This window comes from Aeromonas sp. 1805 (genome assembly GCF_013085525.1).
GTDB lineage: Bacteria > Pseudomonadota > Gammaproteobacteria > Enterobacterales > Aeromonadaceae > Aeromonas > Aeromonas hydrophila.
The window spans coordinates 1,009,630-1,031,710 of the sequence record NZ_CP038515.1 but is presented as its reverse complement, the minus strand read 5'-3'; the positions used below and the strand labels follow the sequence as shown (position 1 = coordinate 1,031,710).

Genomic DNA, 22,081 nt, shown 5'->3' with positions numbered 1-22,081 from the left:
TGACCGCCAAGCCGGGGCCTATATAATGGCGAACCGGTCTGCAAAGGGCCGGCATGGCGCGTTAAACGGGGATCGATCGGGTGGAGGCAAGGGCACAAGGGCGCACCAAGGGGGGCTTCATCGCCGGGGTGGGATTTTTCATCCTGGTCATGTGGGGCCTCTACCAGACCGCGCTGGATGTTAAAGATTGGCTGACGGATGCCAATCGGTTGCCCATGAGCGAGCTGTTGCTGCAGGGGCAACACCAGTATTTGCAAACCGATGAACTGCGCAGCGCCGTGCTGGATGGCGCCGAGTTGCGCAACTTCTTCGAGTTGGATGTGAACGAATTGCAGGCGCGGTTGAACGCCTTGCCTTGGGTGGCCCAGGTCTCGGTACGCAAGAAGTGGCCCAACAAGATCAAGGTCTATCTCACCGAACAGGCGGTTGCGGCCCGCTGGAATGGCAACCGCTTCGTCAACACCAAGGGTGAGGTGTTCAGTGCGCCGGACAGGGTGAAGACCCCTCTGATGCAGCTGTCCGGGCCAGAAGATCAGGCCGTCAAGGTGCTGGAGGCCAGCCGTCAATACGAGGCGCAGCTGGCGGCCAGAGGGTACAAGCTGCTGGGGGTGAATCTGACCCCCCGCCATGCCTGGGAACTGACCCTGGATGGCAACATTCAGCTGTTTTTGGGGCGCTCGGATATTGCGCTTCGACTGCAGCGGTTTATCGATGCCTTTCCGGTTATCGAGCCTCGTGAGCGGGTTGCTTACGTGGATCTTCGATACGACACCGGAATGGCAGTTGGCTGGAAGAAGAACGAAGAGAAAGTGAATGACCAAAACCGCAGATAGAAATCTGATTGTCGGACTGGATATCGGCACAACCAAGGTGGCGGTTCTGGTTGGCGAAGTGCTGCCAGACGGTGAGCTCAATGTCATCGGCATGGGCAGTCACGCCTCTCGCGGCATGGACAAGGGCGGGGTCAACGATCTTGATTCCGTGGTCAAGTCCCTGCGTCGCGCGGTGGAAGAGGCTGAAATGATGGCCGACTGCCAGATCAGCTCCGTCTATCTGGGGTTGTCCGGCAAGCATATCGACTGTCGCAATGAAACCGGCATGGTGCCCATCTCCGACGAAGAGGTGACCCAGGAAGACGTGGACAACGTCATCCACACCGCCAAGTCGGTACGGTTGTCCGATGAGCTCCGGGTGCTGCATGTGCTGCCCCAGGAGTTCGCCATCGACTACCAGGAAGGGATCAAGAACCCGGTCGGCCTCTCCGGCGTGCGGATGGCGGCCAAGGTGCACCTGATCACCTGCCACAACGACATGGCTCGCAACATCGAGAAATGTGTGGAGAAGGTGGGTCTGCGGGTGGATCAGCTGATCTTCTCCGCACTGGCGTCCAGCTACGCCGTGCTGACCGAAGACGAGAAAGAGCTGGGTGTCTGCGTGGTGGACATCGGTGGCGGCACCATGGACATGTCGCTGTTTACCGGCGGTGCCCTGCGTCACACCAAGGTGATCCCGTACGCCGGCAGCACGGTGACCAGCGACATCGCCTATGCCTTCGGCACCCCGCCGCTGGATGCGGAGGCGATCAAGGTGCGCTATGGCTGCGCCCTCGGCCGGCTGGTCAGCAAGGAAGACAATATTGAAGTACCCAGTGTCGGCGGCCGTCCGGCGCGCAGCCTGCAGCGGCAGACACTGGCTGAAGTGATTGAGCCCCGTTACACCGAGTTGCTCTCCATGGTGAATGATGAGCTGGTGCGGGTACAAAGCGAATTGAAAGCGCAGGGGGTCAAGCATCAGCTTGCAGCCGGTGTGGTCTTGACCGGCGGCGCTGCCCAGATCGAAGGCATTGTGGAGTGCGCAGAGCAGATCTTCCAGAGCCAGGTCCGGGTAGGGGAGCCCATGAATATCCGGGGATTGAGTGATTATGTGCAGGCGCCTGTGTACTCGACCGCGGTCGGGTTGCTGCAGTATGGCCGCACCCATCAATCCACCGGCAGTAGCAAGGAATATGCCGCCAAGGCAAGCGTAGGTGGGCTGGTCAAACGGGTCAGCAACTGGTTGCGTGGCGAGTTCTAAAAGATTTTGCTGAGTCAGGCAAATAAAGCGGAGAGACAACATGTTTGAATTTATGGATAGCCACACTGACGAAGCCGTCATTAAAGTGATTGGTGTGGGTGGCGGCGGCGGCAACGCGGTCGAGCACATGGTTCGTCAAAACATCGAAGGCGTTGAATTCATTACCGTCAACACCGACGCCCAGGCTCTGCGTAACTCCAGCGCCAACACAACCCTGCAGATCGGCGGTGGCATCACCAAGGGTCTGGGTGCCGGAGCCAATCCGGAAGTGGGTCGTGATGCGGCCATGGAAGATCGGGAAGCGCTGCGCGAGCTGCTGACCGGCTCCGACATGGTGTTCATCGCCGCCGGCATGGGTGGCGGTACCGGTACCGGTGCTGCACCGATCGTGGCCGAAGTGGCTCGCGAGATGGGTATTCTGACAGTTGCTGTCGTAACCAAGCCGTTCTCCTTTGAAGGGAAGAAGCGGATGGGCTTCGCGGCTCACGGCATCGAAGAGCTGTCCAAGAACGTCGACTCCCTGATCACCATCCCCAACGACAAGTTGCTGAAGGTGCTGGGCCGCGGCATCTCCCTGCTGGACGCCTTCAAGGCTGCCAACGATGTACTGCTTGGCGCGGTACAGGGCATTGCCGAGCTGATCACCCGTCCGGGCTTGATCAACGTCGACTTCGCGGACGTGCGTACCGTGATGCGTGAAATGGGTACCGCCATGATGGGTACCGGTTCCGCCTCCGGTGATGACCGTGCCGAAGAAGCGGCCGAGAAAGCCATCTCCAGCCCGCTGCTGGAAGACGTGGATCTGGCCGGTGCCCGTGGCATCCTGGTCAACATCACCGCCGGCATGGACATGACCATCGAAGAGTTCGAAACCGTGGGTAACGCGGTCAAGGCCTTCGCCTCCGAAAACGCCACCGTGGTGGTGGGTACCGTAATCGACCCGGAAATGCACGACGAACTGCGTGTGACCGTGGTTGCCACCGGTATCGGTGCCGAGCGTAAGCCGGACATCACGCTGGTGAAGAACAACATGGTACAAGAGCGTCCGGCCCGTCAGCCCCTGATCAGCGAAGCCCTGCAGTCTCGCGTGATGGAAGAGGCCCCGGCCAAGGTGGTCAACGCCGAGCCGCAAGCTCGTCGCGAACCGGATTATCTCGATATTCCTGCGTTCCTGCGCAAGCAAGCTGATTAAGCCTCTAATGACGCTGGTTTGTTTGTTGCTTAAGGAATGTGCTAAGATGGCCCGGCAACGACCATCTGGTCAGGAATTTGAGCTGTTAAGCGGATACGCCCATGATTAGACAAAGAACCTTGAAAACGAGTGTCCAGGCCACCGGTGTCGGCCTGCATTCGGGCCGGAAAGTCACAATGACGTTCCGTCCGGCGCCTGTTAACACAGGGATCGTTTACTTGCGTACCGATCTGAATCCTGTGGTTGAGCTGCCAGCCAATGCCGATCAGGTGCGTGATACCGTGCTTTGTACCGCTCTGGTCAATGAAGCCGGTGTCCGAGTCTCTACCATTGAGCACCTCTCTGCCGCGCTGGCCGGGATGGGCATCGACAACCTCTATGTCGAGGTTGATGCGCCCGAGATCCCGGTGATGGACGGCAGTGCGCACCCCTTTATCTACCTGCTGCAAGAAGTCGGTATCCGTGAACAGAATACGCCCAAGCAGTTTGTGCGGATCAAGCAGAGCATCCGAGTTGAAGACGGCGACAAGTGGGCGGAATTCCACCCCTATCGCAACGGCTTCAAGATGGATCTCGAGATCGACTTCCAGCATCCGGTATTTGAAGGACGCAATCAGCGTTGCGTGCTGGATTTCTCCGGTGCCTCTTTCGTGAAAGAGATCAGCCGTGCTCGTACGTTCGGTTTCATGCGTGACATCGAGTACCTGCGTTCCCAGAACCTGGCGCTGGGCGGTAGCCTGGAAAACGCCGTGGTGCTGGATGACTATCGGGTACTGAACGAAGATGGCCTGCGCTATGAAGATGAATTCGTCAAACACAAAATGTTGGATGCGATCGGTGACCTTTACATGTGTAACCGCAGCATCATTGGCGAATTCCGTGCCTACAAGACCGGCCATGCCCTGAACAACAAGCTGCTGCGTGCCTTGCTGGCCAAGCAGGAGGCCTGGGAACTGGTGACCTTCGAGGGTGAGGGCGACAAAGCGCCCATCGCTTACTACGATAACGGTCTGGTTCTGGCCTGATAGCTGTGCAACGGAACGTCGGTCCTCTCTCCGCACCGACGTTCCGTCATTTGTTTACTCCATTCTGTAATACCGATTATCTCCCGGTTTTATTTCCCGTGCGGGCCAATGGCCACACCTGACCGAGCAGACTGATTTCTATGAGCATTACCCTGATCCTCAATGGCAAGCAGCGACGCAAGTTGCACTTACCGAAACAACGTCTGGCCTGGGTCGGCGGTATCTTCTTCACTGTATTGGCCCTGAGTGGTGGCTGGCTCTGGCAGAGCTGGCATCAAAAAATGGAGGCGCTGGAAGTCGCGCTGGCCATGGCCGAACAGCAAAAATCCACGCAAGGAGCAGATGAAGCCCGCGAACAGCTTGCCATGCTGGCCGCCCAGGTGGGCACCATGCAGGGGCAGCTGGGTCGTCTCAACGCGCTCGGCGAGCGGCTGACCGAAAAGGCCGACCTCGATCCCGAAGAGTTCAATTTCAAGGAGCTGCCCCCCATGGGCGGCCCCTCCTATGATGCGGATCTGGAAGTCAGCCTCAACGAGCTGCAGGACTCCATGAAGCATCTCAGCCAGCAGCTCAGCAGTCGTGAAGAGCAGCTGTCGGTACTTGAATCTTTCATCATGAATCACCATATAACCGATGCCGGCTTTATTTCCGGAACACCGGTCAAGCAGGAGCGGGTTTGGGTCTCCTCTGGCTTTGGTGGCCGGGTCGATCCGTTCAACGGTCGCGCCAAGATGCACAAAGGGGTGGATTTCCGTGGCAAGCCCGGCACCCCCATTCTGGCGACGGGCCCGGGCGTAGTGAGCTGGGCGGGCCGTCATCCGGAATTTGGCAACATGGTGGAGATCAACCACGGCAATGGTTTGGTGACCCGCTATGCCCACAACTCCAAGTTGCTGGTCGAAGTGGGCACACTGGTCGATGAGGGCCAGAAAATTGCCTTGATGGGACGCACCGGTCGCGCGACCGGGGTCCATTTGCATTACGAAGTGTTGAAAGATGGTCGTCAGGTGGACCCCGCGCGTTTTCTCAATGCCAGACGGGGTTAGGTTTTTTTCTCCAGGTTCCAGTGACGGAACACTTATATAACCAGAAATAGTTGGTACCCATGATTAGCACACTGCTTACCAAGATTATCGGCAGCCGGAACGACAGAACGCTCAAGGCTCTGCGCAAAATTGTAAAACAGATCAATGCGATGGAGCCTCAGTTCGAAGCTCTGTCCGATGCACAGCTGCAGGCCAAGACGGCCGAGTATCGTCAGCGTCTGGAGCAGGGTGAGACACTGGAGCAGTTGCTGCCGGAGGCCTTTGCCACCGTGCGTGAAGCCTCTCGCCGGGTGTTCGGCATGCGTCACTTCGACGTCCAGCTGATCGGTGGCATGGTGCTGAACTCCAACCGCATCGCCGAGATGAAGACAGGTGAAGGTAAGACCCTCACCGCGACCCTGCCGGCCTACCTGAACGCCCTGAGCGGTCGTGGTGTGCACGTGGTGACCGTGAACGACTATCTGGCCAAGCGTGACGCCGAGGCGAACCGCCCGCTGTTCGCCTTCCTCGGCATGACAGTCGACTGCAACGTGCCCGGCATGGACGCGTCCCAGAAGCGTGACGCCTACGCCGCCGACATCACCTACGGTACCAACAACGAATTCGGTTTCGACTACCTGCGCGACAACATGGCGTTCTCGCCCGAGCAGCGCGTGCAGCGTCCGCTCAACTATGCGCTGGTGGATGAGGTGGACTCGGTGCTCATCGATGAAGCCCGTACCCCGCTCATCATCTCTGGCCCGGCTGAAGACAGCTCCGAGCTCTATATCCGCGTCAACAAGCTGATCCCGCTGCTGGTCAAGCAGGACAAGGAAGACTCTGAAGAGTACACCGGTGACGGCCACTACACGGTGGACGAGAAGAACCGCCAGGCATTGCTGACCGAGAACGGCCAGATCTTCGTGGAAGAGCTGCTCAAGAAAGAGGGGCTGCTGGCCGAGGACGATTCTTTGTTCTCCGCCACCAACATCAGCCTGCTGCACCACGTCAACGCCGGCCTGCGCGCCCATACCCTGTTTGAACGCAACGTCGACTACATCGTCCAGAAGGACGAGATCGTCATCGTTGACGAACACACCGGCCGTACCATGCCGGGTCGTCGCTGGTCCGATGGCCTGCATCAGGCGGTCGAAGCGAAGGAAGGGGTCAAGATCCAGAACGAGAACCAGACCCTGGCCTCCATCACCTTCCAGAACTACTTCCGTCTGTACGACAAGCTGGCGGGCATGACGGGTACTGCTGATACTGAAGCCTTTGAATTCCAGCAAATTTATGGCCTGGATACCGTGGTTATCCCGACCAACAAGCCGATGGTGCGCAAGGACATGGGCGATCTGGTCTACCTGACCGCCAACGAGAAATATGCTGCCATCATCGAAGACATTCGTGGTTGCGTCGAGCGTGGCCAGCCGGTGCTGGTGGGGACCGTCTCCATCGAGAACTCCGAGCTGCTCTCCGGCATACTGACCAAGGAAAACATCCCGCACAAGGTGCTGAACGCCAAGTTCCACGCCATGGAAGCGGAGATCGTCGCTCAGGCCGGCCAGACCGGCGCCGTCACCATCGCCACCAACATGGCCGGTCGTGGTACCGACATTGTGCTGGGTGGCAACTGGCAGGCAGAGATTGCCCAGCTGGAGAACCCGACCGAGGCACAAATCGCCGAGCTGAAAGCGGCCTGGCAGGTGCGTCATGATGCGGTATTGGCCGCCGGTGGTCTGCACATCATAGGTACCGAGCGCCACGAATCTCGTCGCATCGACAACCAGCTGCGCGGCCGTTCCGGTCGTCAGGGCGACCCGGGCTCCTCCCGTTTCTACCTCTCCATGGAAGATACCCTGATGCGGATCTTCGCCTCCGATCGCGTCACCGGCATGATGAAGAAGCTGGGGATGGAAGAGGGCGAGGCCATCGAGCACCCGTGGGTGACCAAGGCGATCGAGAACGCTCAGCGCAAGGTGGAAGGTCGCAACTTCGACATCCGCAAGAGCTTGCTGGAGTTTGACGACGTTGCCAACGACCAGCGCAAGGTGGTCTACGAGCAGCGCAACGAGTTGCTGGACACCAGCGACATCTCCGAGACCATCCACGTCATCCGTGACGATGTCTATGGCGCCATCATCGACGAGTACATCCCGCCGCAGTCCCTGGAAGAGATGTGGGACGTGCCGGGTCTGGAAGCCCGCCTGAAGTCCGACTTCGCGCTGGATCTGCCGTTGCAGCAGTGGCTGGCGGAAGACGACAAGCTCTATGAAGAAAAGCTGCGCGAGCGCATCCTGGATGAAGCCACCAAGCTCTATGCCCACAAGGAAGAGCTGGTCGGCAAGGAAGTGCTGCGCAACTTCGAGAAGGCGGTGATGCTGCAAACCCTGGACGGCCTGTGGAAAGAGCACCTGGCGGCCATGGATCACCTGCGTCAGGGCATCCATCTGCGCGGTTACGCCCAGAAGAACCCCAAGCAGGAGTACAAGCGCGAGTCCTTCGATCTGTTCACCCAGATGCTGGAAACCCTCAAGCGCGACGTGGTCAGCATCCTGAGCCGGGTACAGGTTCAGGAGCGCGACGTGGAGGCGATGGAAGAGCAGCAGCGCCAGCAGGCCGAAGCCGCTCCCCGCACCTACACCCATGCCGCGGCCGACAACCAGCTGGCTGACGACGAAGCCCAGGCCGAAGCTGCGCCGGTTACCTTCGTGCGGGACGAGCAGAAGGTGGGACGCAATGACCCCTGCCCGTGTGGCTCAGGCAAAAAATACAAGCACTGCCACGGTCAGTTGACCTGATAGCGCAATGACGATGATGCACCGCCTCCGGGCGGTGCATTCATTTCCGGCAGGCAAAGAGGGAGAGCCGTGCGATGAGCAAGATGCCGACAGGATGGGATACCACTGCCCACAACAGCTGGCTGGTCGGCCAGCGCCAGGTTGCCATCCAGCAACTGCTGGCCCGGCTCAACGGCAGCACGGCCAAGCCGGTAGCCTTGCAGCTGCAGTTTGCCTATTACCTCTTTCTGTGCGACGACCCGGCTTCTGCGGCGCAGGTGCTGGAGATGGCCCACAAGGCCGAACCCGGCAATGACGAGGTGCTGCGCAACCTCTGCGCTTGCCTGTCGCGGGCCGGTCAGTACGAGCTGGCAGTGGCGCGTTTGCAAACCCTGCTGCAGCGCGCCCCCGACGATTTCCACGCGCTGGACGCCCTCTGCGCCTCGTTGGCCAAGCTGGATCGCCACGATGAGGCTGCCCAGGCGGGAACCCGCTCACTGACCCTGAAGGCCCGGTCGGCGGGCAAGGCACCACCATCCTGGTCATTGCCTGCGGCAGAACCGGCCGTCTGGTTGGCCGATGGCAGTCGCAAGCCGGATGTCATCGCTTTTTCCCTGTGGGGCAGCGAGCCTCGCTATCTGCGGGGGGCCATCGACAACGTGCTGGCGGCGGCCTATCTCTACCCGGGCTGGCGGTTGCGTTTCTACGTGGATGAGAGCGTGCCGGCGGAGTTGCTCGCTGCGCTGCGCGAACTGGGGGCAGAGCTCTTGTTGCAGCCTGCCGGTCAGACTTTGCGTCAGCGTCTGTGCTGGCGTTTCCAGGTGGCCAATGATCCACTGGTGGAGCGCTTTCTGGTGCGGGATGTGGATTCGGTGCTGGGCGTGCGCGAGCGACTGGCGGTACAGGAGTGGCTTGCATCGACGCGCTGGTTTCATATCATGCGCGACTGGTGGAGCCATACCGATCTGGTGCTGGCGGGGATGTGGGGCGGGGTGGCCGGCGTATTGCCGCCGTTGGCGCCCCTGCTGGAAGGCTATCAGCCCGACGTGATGGAGACGCCAAACATCGACCAATGGTTTTTACGCGACCGGCTCTGGGGTTATCTCTCGCAGAGCTGTCTGGTGCACGATCGCTGCTTCACGCCGCCCGGTGCCATTCCCTGGCCGCAGCCCGCCCCTGGCGGGAGCGAACATGTGGGGCAGGATATCTTTACGGCACAAAGGGAGCCGCAGGCCCGTCGGCTGGCGCCCTGGATTGCCCGTTTGCCGTGTTTACGTTGAGGACAATGATGGAACAAAAGAAACGGATCTGGGTGGCGGTCGGCGTCATCGAGAACGAACGGGGCGATATCTTCATCGCCAAGCGCTCCGCCGATCGCCATCAGGGGGATCGCTGGGAGTTTCCCGGCGGCAAGGTGGAAGCCGGGGAGGATCTGCTTACCGCGCTGGATCGCGAACTGTGGGAAGAGATCGGGATCCGGGTGCAGGATTGCGCCCCCTTCATGGAACTGCATCACGACTACCCGGACAAGCAGGTGCTGCTGGATATCTGGAAGGTGACCCGCTTCAGCGGCGAGCCGTTTGGCAAGGAGGGGCAGGAGTGTCGCTGGGTGCCGCTGGCCTCGCTGCACGAGTACCACTTCCCCGATGCCAATGGCCCGATCGTGACGCGCTTGCAGGCATCACTGGCCGCACAGGGCTGATGTGAGCCGCAGTGCATACCAAAGCAAAAAGGGCCGTATCGGCCCTTTTTGCTTGCTGGCTTACTGCCACTGCTCCCCTTCTTCGGGGTATGGCAGCAGCTCCGGGTCTATTTCCCCCGGGATCCGCTTCTCCTCGTCGGCCCACTCGCCGAGATCGATCAGCTGGCAGCGCTTGCTGCAGAACGGGCGAAACGGGCTTTGCGGGCCCCATTCCAGCTCGGTTTGGCAGGTCGGGCACTTTACTTTGGTCACCATGAATACTCCTCAGCAGCAGGCAAGCTGGAAGGGGACATCACCGATCTGCTGCTCCGTGGTGGGCAGGAAACGCAGGGCGAACCGGTTCTTGTGGCCGCTCAGGGTGGGATAGCACTGCTGGGTGCCGGTCAGACGAATGCGGATCAGCTCGGCGCTCTCGGCAGTGTCCTGGAAGAAGCCGTTGACGGCAACCTGCTCGCTGAAGTTGCCGGACTCACGCCACAGTCGCAGCAGCAGGGAGATGGCGTTCATCAACAGATTGATGTCGCTCAGCCACAGCTGCATCTGCTGATGACGGGCGATGGCCGGGGTGGCGAGCCAGTGGTGCAGTTGCGGCACGTCGAAGGCGCACAACCCGCCCGGAATGGAGAAGCGCTGGCGAATGGAGCCGAGCAGCCGATCCTCTTTGAGGCGGGCACCGGGACGTGGGGCACTCAGCAGGTTGCGGGAGAGCTGGGCGCTCTCCTGTTGCATCTGGCTGATCTGCTCCAGGTCGACATCGGGCAGGCTGGCCCAGTGGCTCAGGCGCTGGCCGAGGCGCTCCAGATCCTTGATCAGATCGGCGCGCAGGTCGCCGCGTTCCAGCAACTCCTGCAGGTCGAACAGACCCTTGAAAAAGGCGATATGTGCCCAAGACTGGTCGCTCTCCAGATTGTCGCGGATCTGGGAAAACAGGGACTCCAGACGAAGATAGGTCCGGCTTTTTTCATTGAGGGGAAAATCGTAAATCATGCCTAATCCTGGCCAGCCATAAACCGGCCTAGTGTACTCACAGTTGGCGGGCTTGTTGAGAGGCAAATGCCAGATATGTCTCGTGCAGCGTTAAAATTCGGCTCTTTATCGCCTCGGGCGTGCCATTCTGGTTGTCCAGCACATCGTCGGCTGCCGCCAGCCGTTCGGCCCGGCTCGCCTGGGCGGCCAGGATGGCTTGGGCCTGCTCGCGGCTCACGCCGTCCCGGCGGCAGGTTCGTTCAATCTGGGTCGCCTCGTCCACGTCGATCACCAGTACCCGATTGGCCAGGGCAGTGAGCCGGTTTTCCACCAGCAAGGGCACTACCAACAAGCAATAGGGGGAGCGAGCGGCCGCACACTGGCGCTGCATCTCGGTGCGAATGAGGGGGTGGAGCAGGGCGTTGAGCCAGCCCTTGGCCTGCGGGTCAGTGAAGACCCGCTCACGCAGCCGACGGCGATCGAGCTGGCCAGCGGGGGTGATGACTGCTGAGCCAAAATGGGCAGTAATGGCGGCCAGGGCCGGGGTACCGGGCTCGACGACCTCGCGGGCGATGACGTCCGCATCCACTACTTCGATGCCGAGCTCTGCAAACTGATTGGCAACCGTGGTCTTGCCGCTGCCAATTCCGCCGGTGATTGCGACTACATACATGGGTCAGTGCTGCCTTTGATCAGAGAAACGTCGTGAGGTACCAGCGGGTGATGGTATCGCCCCACAGCAGCGCGATCCAGCCGGCGATGGCCAGGTAGGGGCCGAAGGGGATGGGTTTGTTCTGATGATGGTTGTGCAGCAGGATGAGACCAATCCCGATGAAAGCGCCCACCAGCGACGAGAGCAGCAGTACGATGGGCAGTGCCTGCCAGCCGAGCCAGGCACCCAGCGCCGCCAGCAGCTTGAAGTCGCCATAGCCCATCCCTTCCTTGCCGGTCAGCAGCTTGAAGGCCCAGTAGAGGCTCCAGAGCACCAGATAGCCGGCCATGGCGCCGATCACCGCATCGGCCAGCGGTGCAAATCCCCCTGCCAGGTTGAACAGCAAGCCGCCCCACAGCAGTGGCAGGGTCAGCTGGTCAGGCAGCAGCATCTTGTGCAGATCGATGAAAGTGAGTGCCACCAGCACCCAGGTGAGCAGCAGGGCGGCCAGCAAGCCCCAGCCCGGTGCGAATGTCGCGGCGACGACCAGCGAGAGCAGGGCCGTCAGCAGTTCCACCAGAGGATAACGGGCCGAGATGGGGGCCTGGCATTCACGGCAGCGCCCCTTGAGCCAGAGCCAGCTGAGCAGGGGGATGTTTTCCATGGCCGTGATGGCGTGGCCGCAATGAGGGCAGGCAGAACGCGGCACCATCAGGTTGTAGCGATCTTCCTGTTGCGGCTGTGTCTCTGGATTGAAATAGCCGAGATATTCGGCCTGCCACTCCCGCTCCAGCATGATGGGCAGGCGATGGATGACCACGTTGAGAAAACTGCCGATCATCAGAGAAAAGAGGAATACCAGCGAGAAATAGAGCCAGGGCAGGCTGTGAAAAACGTCAGTGATCAGCAACATTGAGTCTCGGATTGATGGGGGATCAGTGGATCACCGACCCCAGTTTGAAGATGGGCAGATACATGGCGACCACCATGCCGCCGACCAGAACCCCCAGCACCACCATGATGAGAGGCTCCAGCAGGCTGGTGAGGCCATCGACCAGATCGTCCACCTCCTGCTCGAAGATGGTGGCGACCTTGGAGAGCATATCATCGATGGCGCCAGACTCCTCACCGATCATCACCATCTGGATCACCATGTCCGGGAACAGATCGACGGTGCGCATGGCCACGTTGATCTGCATGCCGGCCACCACCTCGTTGCGAATGGCCATGACGGCAGTACGGTAGACATAGTTGCCGGAGGCGCCAGCTGCAGAAACCAAGGCATCCACCAGCGGGATACCGGCAGAGAAGGTCGTGGAGAGGGTACGGGCGAAACGGGCCATGGCGGCCTTGTGCAATATCATGCCGACCACGGGGATGGTCAGTATGAACTTGTCGGTGTTGTCCTTGACCTTCTGGGAGGCGCGCCAGGCGCGCACGTAGAGAAAGATGGAAAGCGCTATGCCGCCAAAGATCACATACCACCAGTTCTGCATGAAACGGGAGATGCCGATGACAAACTGGGTAAAGATGGGCAGCTCGGCACCGAAGCTCTTGAAGATGTCCTCGAACTGGGGAATGACAAACAGCAGCAGGATGGAGGTAACAACAATGGCCACCAGTATGACCATGGTGGGGTAGAACATGGCTTTCTTGATCTTGGACTTGAGTGCTTCCGATTTCTCGCGATAGGTGGCGATGCGATCGTAGATGGTCTCCAGAGCGCCGGACTGCTCGCCAGCCTCCACCAGATCGCAATAAAGATCGTCAAAGTGGCGGGGATGGCGGCGCAGTGCCTCGGACATGGGCGTGCCGGTCTCCACATCGGCGGCAATCTGGCCCATGAGCTCGCGCATGGCCGCCTTCTCGTGGCTGCGAGCGATGATCTGCAGGCTTTGGACCAGAGGTACGCCGGCTGACAGCATGGTGGTGATCTGGCGGGAGACGACGGCGATGTCCATCGGTTTGATCTTGGCGCCGCCCTTGGAGAAGAGCCCCTGGCTCTTCTTGCTCACCTTGGTGACGTTGACACCCTGTTTGCGCAGCTCTGCCTTGACCGTGTTGATGCTGTCGGCCTGCAATTCGCCGGAGACCTTTTGGCCCTTGCGATTAACCCCGCTCCAGCGAAAGGCGAAGACTTTCTTGGGGGCATTCTGTTTCTGGGTTAGCGTTGCCATCACTGCGTCCTGCAATGGGGCTCGGGTTGCTCGTCATGAGGAAAAGCAGCCTCGGCCTGATGGAAATCGCCAGGGCCGGCGGCACCTGGATGAATCGGCTGAGCGATAGACTCTGTCAGTTGGTTGTTACCCGGTTTATCTCCGCCAGACTGGTCACCCCTAGGCGGGCCTTCTCAAGGCCGGAGGTACGCAAGGTACGCATGCCCTCCTTCTGGGCGATGGCGGCAATTTGCAGAGAGTTGGCCCCCTGCATGATCAATTTTGCGATGTTTTCAGACATTAGCATGATTTCGTAGATGCCGACCCGGCCCTTGTAGCCACCCGAACACTCCTTGCAGCCAACCGGTTTGAACAGCCGCAAGCCTGCGGCCAGCTGCTGCTGGGTAAAACCCAGCTCAAGCAACTCAGCCTCTGGCACCACTTCGGGAGCTTTGCAGTGATCGCACAATTTACGCGCCAGCCGCTGAGCCATGATCAGGGTGACCGAGGAGGCGATATTGAAGGCGGGCACCCCCATGTTCATCATCCGGGTCAGCGTTTCTGCCGCCGAGTTGGTGTGCAGGGTGGATAGCACCAGGTGGCCGGTCTGGGCGGCCTTGATGGCAATTTCAGCGGTCTCCAGATCCCGGATTTCACCCACCATGACCACATCCGGGTCTTGGCGCAAGAAAGAGCGCAGGGCGCTCGCGAAGGTCAGTCCTGCCTTGGGATTGACTTGCACCTGATTGACGCCGGGCAGGTTGATCTCCACCGGATCTTCGGCGGTGGAGATATTGACCTCGGTGGTATTGAGAATATTGAGACCGGTATAGAGTGAAACCGTCTTGCCCGAACCGGTAGGGCCGGTCACCAGAATCATGCCCTGAGGCTTCGACAGGGCACGCAGGTATTGCGCCTTCTGGCGATCGTCAAAACCGAGCTGCTCGATATTGAGGCGTGCCGCGGAGGAGTCGAGCAAACGGATAACGATCTTTTCGCCCCACATGGTGGGCAGGGTATTGACCCGCATATCCATCGACTTGTTGCGCGACAGCTTCAGTTTGATGCGACCATCCTGGGGCAGTCGCCGCTCGGCGATGTCGAGCCGTGCCATAACCTTGAGGCGGGCGGAGAAGCGGTTGGCCAGGTTGACCGGTGGGGTCGCTATCTCATGCAGAATACCGTCTATTCGAAAGCGGATGCGGTATTTGGTCTCATAGGGCTCGAAGTGAAGGTCGGAGGCTCCACGCTTGATGGCATCCATCATGATCTTGTTGATGTATTTGACGATGGGCGCGTCGTCGTCGGCCGTATTGACGCTCTCGTCGAGCCGCGATCCCTCATCCGACACTTCCAGCTCGGAAATCTCGGATTCGTCGATGTCCTCCATGCCGAGGGCATCCTGATCGTTCTCCATCAGCTTGCCGATGGCTGTGGTGAGTTTGTTCTCCTCGACCAGCAGCGCCTCGGTATGCAACCCGAAGCTGAAGCCAAAATCCTCCAGTGCAGACACATTGGTCGGGTCTGACATGGCGATATAGAGGGTGTGCCCTTGGGTGTAGATGGGTAGGACGTGATGTTTTTCAATCAGCTTCTGATTGAGGTACTTCTGCGGGATCTCGGCCAGGTCGAAGGCGGCAAGATCCAGCAGAGGTACCCCATACTCCAGCTCGCAGAAGTCAGCCAGTGCCTTGCTGTCGAGGATTTCGTTTTCGATCAGAAAAGTCACAAAAGGTTTGCGCTGTGCCTTGGCTTGGCTCAGATAGCGTTGTGAGTCGGACTCACTGAGCAGGGAAGAGGCGGCCAGGCTTAACGCCAGGCCGCTATTGGGGCTAGAGGTCATGCTATATCAGCAAACACCAGCAGCAATGCAGGTTGAGCTACTCACTACTGCCCAAGTTACCTGACCGTTACTACCTGTGCCGTCAAGAATATATGTGTATGCTACAGGAGCTACACCGGTTGCAGTAATACGGGCTGCACTTGCTGCCCCAGCCCCGACAGTCACACCACTAACATACCCGCTGGCGCCTGCTGCAGATGGAATACCCCCGCCACTGTTTTGGTCACACAATGACATGTCACCGCCAGTTTGGTAACAGACCTCGATTGCAGTTTTAAAAGCACCGGTTGCAGATACAACTTCGGTGAATTTGGCTTTTTGGGTATAGGTCTGATAAGCCGGAAGCGCAACTGCAGCCAATATGGCGACGATCGCGACCACGATCATCAATTCGATAAGGGTAAAGCCTGATTGTTTCTTCATTTCAAATATCCTTTTTGTCCTTGGTTCCTGGGAAGTGCCGGTGGAAAACTATCCACACGTCAGTATCTTATCCGAGCTGTTTGACTTGGCAACAGAGGCCGGGGTCTTTGTTAACAATCTTTCTGTCATTTGCGAAAATTTTGATATAAATCATGGATGAAGAGTCCCTATCGACTCTTTTTTACTGGCGGGGATGGGTCCATCTCACACTCCTTTGCCGAGGGATCCTGCCTTAAAGAAAAGGCGCCCGTGGCGCCTTTTGCAAGTCCTTCATCTTGTTATATGTCAGCGACAAGACGGGGGCATGATGATGCCTCTGCGGCTAGATGAATCGCATCGAGAGATCCAGGGCGCGTACATGCTTGGTCAGTGCACCAACCGAGATAAAATCGACCCCTGTCGCGGCATAGTCAGCCAGGGTATCCAGCGTGACGTTGCCTGAAACCTCCAGCTTGGCTCGGCCCTGATTGAGAGCAACCGCCTCGCGCATCATGGGAATGTCGAAGTTATCCAGCATCACTATGTCGGCGCTTGCAGCCAAGGCCTGCTCCAGCTCGACCAGGGATTCGACTTCTACCTCTACCGGTTTACCCGGGTTGAGACGGCGTGCTTCGCTGATGGCTTCAGCGATGCCGCCACAGGCGAGAATGTGGTTCTCCTTGATGAGGTAAGCGTCGAACAGGCCGATCCTGTGATTCTTGCCGCCGCCGCAGGTGACAGCGTACTTCTGGGCGCTGCGCAGTCCCGGCAGGGTCTTGCGGGTATCGAGCAGCCGACAATCGGTATCTGCCAGCTCGGCCACGTAGCGAGCGGTAAGAGTGGCCACTCCGGAGAGGGTCTGCACGAAGTTGAGGGCATTGCGCTCACCGGTCAGCAACACGCGGGCCGGGCCATGCAGGCGAAACAGTTCCTGATTGGGGGAGAGCACTTCGCCATCTTGTACCAGCCATTCAACTCTGACTTCGCCACCAAGCTGGACAAACACCTCATCGACCCAGGGCTGGCCGCAAAATACGCCAGCCTCGCGGGTGATGACCCTGGCGCTGGCGAGGCGATCCGCCGGGATCAGCTGGGCCGTGATGTCGGCGCTGGCATCCGGTTGATCCAACGGGGTGAGGGCATCGCCCAAGTCTTCGAGTAGTGCGGCGCGCACGGCGCGGCGGATGTCCTGTTGTAGCATGCCTTTTATTCCTGCAAAGGTCTGAGCAGCAACTGCCGCTCCTTTTGAACCAGCTCCAGCCGGCCGAGGGCGTTCATGCCTACCAGCACCTCGTCGCCAGCCGCTGCCGGATTGATGAAGATGGCCAGATCGTACAAGGTCAGTGGTCCCATCGCCAGCGTTTCGATGGTGCCGTTGCCGACCCGGATAAAGCCGGCTGCCGTATTCACCTGACTGCTGCCGCGGGCGGTCAGGCCAAGCCGCTCGGCAACCTGTTGTGGCACGGTAATGCGGGTCGCACCGGTATCGAGCAGCAGTTGCACCGGCTGACCGTTGATGGCACCCTCCAGACGATAGTGGCCGCTGGCATCGGCCTTGAGCAGCAGGTCGCCGCTGGCGGTGACTGATGGTTGTTCGCGGGCATGAAAATAGAGGGTCAGCAATCCCATCAGGGAGAGCCAGGCCAGCAACCAGAAGCGGCGTGCCATCGGGTGCATATCCTTTCCTGAGTCGAGCGGAAGATGGCTCAGCCTACCACAGTTGCCCGTTGTCATGAGGCGACTGCGATGAGCCTGAGAGGTGGATCGCCTTGTTGCCCGTCCAGTGTTGCCAGATGCACCATCCCATTGCAGAGCGAGTAGACAATGACTCAGCCAAAAATAGTATTTTCCATTGATTCAGACGGTTGGTGTGAGCAAGCCCGCAAGGTGCCGTCACCGCACCACAACGAGCGGGCCATCCCGAGCGATATCTCCCTGCTGGTGGTGCATGGCATCAGCCTGCCGCCTGGCGAGTTTGGCGGTCCCTTCATCGATGATCTTTTCCTTGGGCGGCTCGATCCCGACGCTCACCCCTATTTTGCCGGTATCCATCAGCTGCGGGTCTCGGCACATTGTCTGATCCGGCGCGACGGTGAGCTGGTGCAGTATGTGCCGTTTGGTGCCAGAGCCTGGCATGCGGGGGTATCTAGCTGGCAGGGACGCGAGGCGTGCAACGACTTTTCCATCGGGATCGAGCTGGAAGGGACCGATGAGCAGCCCTACACCGACGCACAATACGAGGCATTGGTTGGGCTCAGCCGAACCTTGTCCAGCCATTATCCCGCCATTACGGCGGATCGCATCGTTGGCCACTGCGACATAGCGCCGGGGCGCAAGACGGATCCGGGTGACAGTTTCGAATGGCCGCGCTACCGTCAGGCACTCAACTTTAAGTAATTATTCTAAAAATAAGTTTGTGTTTTTAAAACAATGGCTTGCCTTTATGGCAGGCCATTTTTGCTGGCTGTTGATCAAATGTTGCCTGTGAGCGATGTCAAAAATATTGGTCTGACCAATTTCTATGAGCTAAATCATAAATCCCTCTCTTTACCCCTTAAGTGGCAAGGTTGATTCTTGATTCAGATCATCTTTTGGGTGGACTTTTCCCATGCCCTCTGCTAATTTTCGCCCCATTCATGAAATTGGTAATACCAATTTAACAAAGCAGCCTCATGCCCTATCTCAAGATTACTCAACCCAAGTTGGCCGACGCCATTGTCGCCGAGCTGGAACAGATGATTCTGGAAGGCAGTTTGCAGCCGGGCCAGAAGTTGCCGCCCGAGCGGGAACTGGCCATCCAGTTTCAGGTGTCGCGCCCCTCGCTGCGCGAAGCCATCCAGCGCCTCGAGGCAAGAGGACTCTTGTATCGTCGTCAGGGCGGCGGCACTTACGTACAAAACGCCTTGAGCAAAGGGATCGCCGATCCCCTGTTCGAGCTGCTCAGCACTCACCCGGAAGCCCAGTATGACCTGCTGGAGTTTCGCCACGCACTGGAAGGCATCTGCGCCTACTATGCTGCGTTACGGGGTACGGACGCCGATTTCGAGCGCATCCGTCAGGTGCAGTCCGCCATCGAGGAGGCCGGTCAGCAAGGCTCGCTGGTCAGCGAATCCGCTGCCGTCACCCAGTTCTATCTGGCGGTGGCCGAGGCGTCCCACAACGTGGTGCTGCTGCATCTGCTGCGGGCCATGGGCCCCATGCTTGAGCAGAACATTTTACGCAATAACGAAATTCTGAATCGCCGTCCGGGAGTGGTCGCCAAGATCCGTCGCCATCGCGCGCATCTGATCGAGGCTATCCTGTCGGGGGCTCCGGAGCGGGCCAGGGCAGCTTGTCATGAGCACCTGGCCTTTATCGAGGACACCTTGTTGGATATGCAGAGGGAAGACAGCCGGATCCAGCGATCCATGCGTCGGATCCGTCAGCAGGAAAACTAATCCCACAAGGCTTTATTGTCGAATGCTTGCGCCCTTCGCCGTGCAATGCCGTGCAATCACAACAAAATAGGAACCAGCCATGTCTGATATCCTGAAGAACGATGTGGACCCGATAGAAACGCTGGAGTGGCTTGCCTCTCTGGAATCCCTGCTGCGTGAAGAGGGTCCCCAACGCGCTCAGTTCATCCTTGAACAGTTGGCCGAGAAAGCCCGCGCAAGCGGTGTGGACGTGGCTGCCAAGGCAAACCGCGATTACATCAACACCATCCCGTCCAGCGAAGAGCCGGACTACCCGGGCGACCTGGAGATGGAGCGCCGCATTCGCGCCATCATCCGCTGGAACGCCATGATGATCGTGCTGCGCGCTTCCAAGAAAGACCTGGACCTGGGTGGTCACATGTCTTCCTTCGCTTCTTCCGCGACCATCTACGAAGTCTGCTACAACCACTTCTTCCGCGCTCGCAGCGAGAAGGACGGTGGCGACCTGGTCTACTTCCAGGGGCACATCTCCCCGGGCATCTATGCCCGTGCCTTCGCCGAAGGCCGTCTGACCGAAGAGCAGCTGGACAACTTCCGTCAGGAAGTGGATGGCAAGGGTATCCCTTCCTACCCGCACCCGAAACTGATGCCGGACTTCTGGCAGTTCCCGACCGTCTCCATGGGTCTGGGCCCCATCGCCGCCATCTATCAGGCTCGCTTCCTGAAGTACCTGACCGACCGTGGCATCAAGGATTGCTCCGAGCAGACCGTTTACGCCTTCCTGGGTGACGGCGAGATGGACGAGCCGGAAGCCAAGGGTGCCCTGACCGTTGCCGTACGTGAAAAGCTCGACAACCTGGTATTCGTGGTCAACTGCAACCTGCAGCGTCTGGATGGTCCGGTTGTCGGCAACGGCAAGGTCATCAACGAGCTGGAAGGTCTGTTCTCCGGCGCTGGCTGGGACGTCACCAAGGTTATCTGGGGTCGCAAGTGGGATGAGCTGCTGAAGAAAGACACTTCCGGCAAGCTGATCCAGCTGATGAACGAGACCGTGGACGGTGACTACCAGACCATGAAGTCCCGTGATGGCGGCTACGTGCGTGAGCACTTCTTCAACCGTTACCCGGAAACCGCCGCGCTGGTCAAAGACATGACCGACGAGGAGATCTTCGCCCTGAACCGCGGTGGTCACGATCCTCGCAAACTGTTTGCCGCCTTCTCCAAGGCTGCGGCGACCAAGGGCAAGCCGACCGTGATCCTGGCCAAGACCATCAAGGGTTACGGCATGGGTGAAGCGGCCGAAGGCAAGAACATCGCTCACCAGGTCAAGAAGATGGATCTGGGCTCCGTGCGTCACCTGCGCGATCGTTTCAACCTGCCGGTCACCGACGAGCAGCTGGAAACCCTGCCGTACCTGAAGATCGAAGAGGGTACCGAAGAGCACAAATACCTGCACGCCCGCCGTGCCGCGCTGAAGGGCTATGTACCGACCCGTCTGCGCGAGAGCACCACCAAGCTGGAAATCCCGGCGCTGGATGCTTTCGGTCCGCTGCTGGGTGAGCAGGCGCGCGAAATCTCCACCACCATGGCGTTCGTGCGTTCCCTGAACGTGATGCTGAAAGACAAGTCCATCGGCAAGCGCATCGTCCCGATCCTGGCTGACGAAGCCCGTACCTTCGGTATGGAAGGTCTGTTCCGCCAGATCGGTATCTACAGCCCGCACGGTCAGCAGTACACCCCGCAAGACCGCGACATCGTCTCCTACTACAAGGAAGACAAGCAGGGTCAGGTTCTGCAAGACGGTATCAACGAGCTGGGCGCCATGTCCTCCTGGCTGGCTGCTGCGACCTCTTACAGCACCAACGATTGCCCGATGATCCCGTTCTACATCTACTACTCCATGTTCGGCTTCCAGCGGATCGGCGACATGGCGTGGGCAGCCGGTGACCAGCAAGCCCGTGGCTTCCTGCTGGGTGCGACCTCCGGTCGTACTACCCTGAACGGCGAAGGTCTGCAGCACGAAGATGGTCACAGCCACATCCTGGCCAACACCATCCCGAACTGCGTCTCCTACGACCCGTCCTACGCTTATGAAGTAGCGGTGATCGTACAGGACGGTCTGCGTCGCATGTACGGTGAGAAGCCGGAGAACGTCTTCTACTACATCACCACCCTGAACGAGAACTACGCCATGCCGGCCATGCCGGAAGGCGCCGAGGAAGGCATCCGCAAGGGTATCTACAAGCTGGAAACCGTGGCCGGCACCAAGGCCAAGGTACAGCTGCTGGGTTGTGGCTCCATCCTGGGTCACGTGCGCACCGCCGCCCAGATCCTGGCCAGCGAGTACGGCATCGGCTCCGACGTGTTCAGCGTCACCTCCTTCAACGAGCTGGCTCGTGACGGTCAGGACGCGGATCGCTGGAACATGCTGCACCCGAACGCCGATGCTCGCGTACCGTACATCGCTCAGGTACTGGGCAGCGAAGCCACCATCGCCGCGACCGACTACATGAAGTCCTTCGCCGATCAGGTGCGTGCCTTCGTACCGACCGAGAACTACCGCGTGCTGGGTACCGACGGTTATGGCCGTTCCGACAGCCGTGCCAACCTGCGTCGTCACTTCGAAGTGAACGAATTCTACGTGGTGGTTGCTGCCCTGACCGAACTGGCCAAGCGCGGCGAGGTAGACAAGCAGGTTGTGGCCGATGCCATCGCCAAGTACGGCATCGATGCCGACAAGGTCAACCCGCTGTACGCGTAAGAGGATCAAGTGTCGTGCCGGGACTTGCTGCCCGGCACGACCTTGCAAAGGTTAACGCGAGAGACGCGTGACAGCAGTCGGTCACGCG

The 22,081-nt window shown here is 59.4% G+C and carries 20 protein-coding genes; 11 read left to right on the top strand and 9 right to left on the bottom strand.

Annotated elements, in window-relative coordinates:
• Positions 1-80 precede the first annotated feature (80 nt).
• The 8 genes from E5E96_RS04900 to mutT all read left to right on the top strand — a co-directional run bounded on the left by E5E96_RS04900 (position 81) and on the right by mutT (position 9,797).
• Positions 81-833: a cell division protein FtsQ/DivIB gene (locus E5E96_RS04900; protein WP_017409434.1), complete on the top strand. Its 753-nt coding sequence runs from the start codon at positions 81-83 to the stop codon at positions 831-833.
• Positions 814-2,073, top strand: a complete 1,260-nt coding sequence (ftsA, locus tag E5E96_RS04895; RefSeq protein WP_005305690.1) for a cell division protein FtsA — start codon at positions 814-816, stop codon at positions 2,071-2,073. Before E5E96_RS04900 ends, ftsA begins: the two co-directional genes overlap by 20 nt.
• 40 nt (positions 2,074-2,113) lie before the next feature.
• Positions 2,114-3,265, top strand: a complete 1,152-nt coding sequence (ftsZ, locus tag E5E96_RS04890) for a cell division protein FtsZ (protein WP_005305686.1) — start codon at positions 2,114-2,116, stop codon at positions 3,263-3,265.
• 101 nt (positions 3,266-3,366) lie between these two features.
• Positions 3,367-4,290, top strand: coding sequence for a UDP-3-O-acyl-N-acetylglucosamine deacetylase (gene lpxC / locus E5E96_RS04885; RefSeq protein WP_171281662.1), 924 nt, complete (start codon positions 3,367-3,369; stop codon positions 4,288-4,290).
• Positions 4,291-4,430: 140 nt separating this feature from the next.
• On the top strand, positions 4,431-5,336 hold the full coding sequence (locus tag E5E96_RS04880) for a M23 family metallopeptidase (RefSeq protein ID WP_016352175.1): 906 nt from the start codon (positions 4,431-4,433) through the stop codon (positions 5,334-5,336).
• 59 nt (positions 5,337-5,395) lie between these two features.
• Entirely contained in the window at positions 5,396-8,116 is a 2,721-nt protein-coding gene (gene secA, locus E5E96_RS04875; RefSeq protein WP_011707576.1) for a preprotein translocase subunit SecA, read from the top strand.
• 74 nt (positions 8,117-8,190) lie between these two features.
• Positions 8,191-9,375, top strand: coding sequence for a tetratricopeptide repeat protein (locus E5E96_RS04870; RefSeq protein WP_171281661.1), 1,185 nt, complete (start codon positions 8,191-8,193; stop codon positions 9,373-9,375).
• An 8-nt stretch (positions 9,376-9,383) separates the two neighbouring features.
• Positions 9,384-9,797, top strand: coding sequence for an 8-oxo-dGTP diphosphatase MutT (mutT, locus tag E5E96_RS04865; protein WP_016352173.1), 414 nt, complete (start codon positions 9,384-9,386; stop codon positions 9,795-9,797).
• A gap of 60 nt (positions 9,798-9,857) precedes the next feature.
• Here mutT and yacG read toward each other — a convergent pair whose 3' ends face one another.
• The 9 genes from yacG to E5E96_RS04820 form a co-directional block, all read right to left on the bottom strand.
• Entirely contained in the window at positions 9,858-10,052 is a 195-nt protein-coding gene (gene yacG, locus E5E96_RS04860) for a DNA gyrase inhibitor YacG (RefSeq protein ID WP_005305661.1), read from the bottom strand.
• Positions 10,053-10,061: 9 nt separating this feature from the next.
• Positions 10,062-10,784, bottom strand: coding sequence for a cell division protein ZapD (gene zapD, locus E5E96_RS04855; RefSeq protein ID WP_024945431.1), 723 nt, complete (start codon positions 10,782-10,784; stop codon positions 10,062-10,064).
• A 37-nt stretch (positions 10,785-10,821) separates the two neighbouring features.
• Positions 10,822-11,436: a dephospho-CoA kinase gene (coaE, locus tag E5E96_RS04850; RefSeq protein ID WP_024945430.1), complete on the bottom strand. Its 615-nt coding sequence runs from the start codon at positions 11,434-11,436 to the stop codon at positions 10,822-10,824.
• A gap of 19 nt (positions 11,437-11,455) precedes the next feature.
• A complete protein-coding gene (locus tag E5E96_RS04845; protein WP_171281660.1) occupies positions 11,456-12,328 on the bottom strand; it encodes an A24 family peptidase in 873 nt (290 codons plus the stop codon).
• Between the two features lie 22 nt (positions 12,329-12,350).
• A complete protein-coding gene (locus tag E5E96_RS04840) occupies positions 12,351-13,592 on the bottom strand; it encodes a type II secretion system F family protein (RefSeq protein WP_043126919.1) in 1,242 nt (413 codons plus the stop codon).
• A 115-nt stretch (positions 13,593-13,707) separates the two neighbouring features.
• A complete protein-coding gene (tapB, locus tag E5E96_RS04835) occupies positions 13,708-15,414 on the bottom strand; it encodes a PilB family type IVa pilus assembly ATPase TapB (RefSeq protein ID WP_017409440.1) in 1,707 nt (568 codons plus the stop codon).
• A 6-nt stretch (positions 15,415-15,420) separates the two neighbouring features.
• On the bottom strand, positions 15,421-15,837 hold the full coding sequence (tapA, locus tag E5E96_RS04830; protein ID WP_042066959.1) for a type IVa pilus major pilin TapA: 417 nt from the start codon (positions 15,835-15,837) through the stop codon (positions 15,421-15,423).
• 322 nt (positions 15,838-16,159) lie between these two features.
• The gene (gene nadC, locus E5E96_RS04825) at positions 16,160-17,017 is read right to left on the bottom strand and encodes a carboxylating nicotinate-nucleotide diphosphorylase (RefSeq protein ID WP_166464211.1); all 858 of its coding nucleotides are present in this window, start codon (positions 17,015-17,017) and stop codon (positions 16,160-16,162) included.
• A 5-nt stretch (positions 17,018-17,022) separates the two neighbouring features.
• Positions 17,023-17,493, bottom strand: a complete 471-nt coding sequence (locus tag E5E96_RS04820) for a TIGR02281 family clan AA aspartic protease (protein ID WP_024944772.1) — start codon at positions 17,491-17,493, stop codon at positions 17,023-17,025.
• Positions 17,494-17,640: 147 nt separating this feature from the next.
• On the opposite strand from E5E96_RS04820, the gene ampD reads away from it, so the two are divergent.
• From ampD to aceE, 3 genes are all read left to right on the top strand, one after another.
• Positions 17,641-18,213 (top strand): 1,6-anhydro-N-acetylmuramyl-L-alanine amidase AmpD, encoded by a 573-nt coding sequence (ampD, locus tag E5E96_RS04815; RefSeq protein ID WP_043160629.1) that lies wholly within the window; start codon positions 17,641-17,643, stop codon positions 18,211-18,213.
• A gap of 275 nt (positions 18,214-18,488) precedes the next feature.
• Positions 18,489-19,253, top strand: coding sequence for a pyruvate dehydrogenase complex transcriptional repressor PdhR (gene pdhR / locus E5E96_RS04810; RefSeq protein ID WP_011707564.1), 765 nt, complete (start codon positions 18,489-18,491; stop codon positions 19,251-19,253).
• Positions 19,254-19,332: 79 nt separating this feature from the next.
• Complete coding sequence (gene aceE / locus E5E96_RS04805; RefSeq protein ID WP_011707563.1) at positions 19,333-21,993, top strand: pyruvate dehydrogenase (acetyl-transferring), homodimeric type; 2,661 nt, start codon at positions 19,333-19,335, stop codon at positions 21,991-21,993.
• Positions 21,994-22,081: the final 88 nt, after the last annotated feature.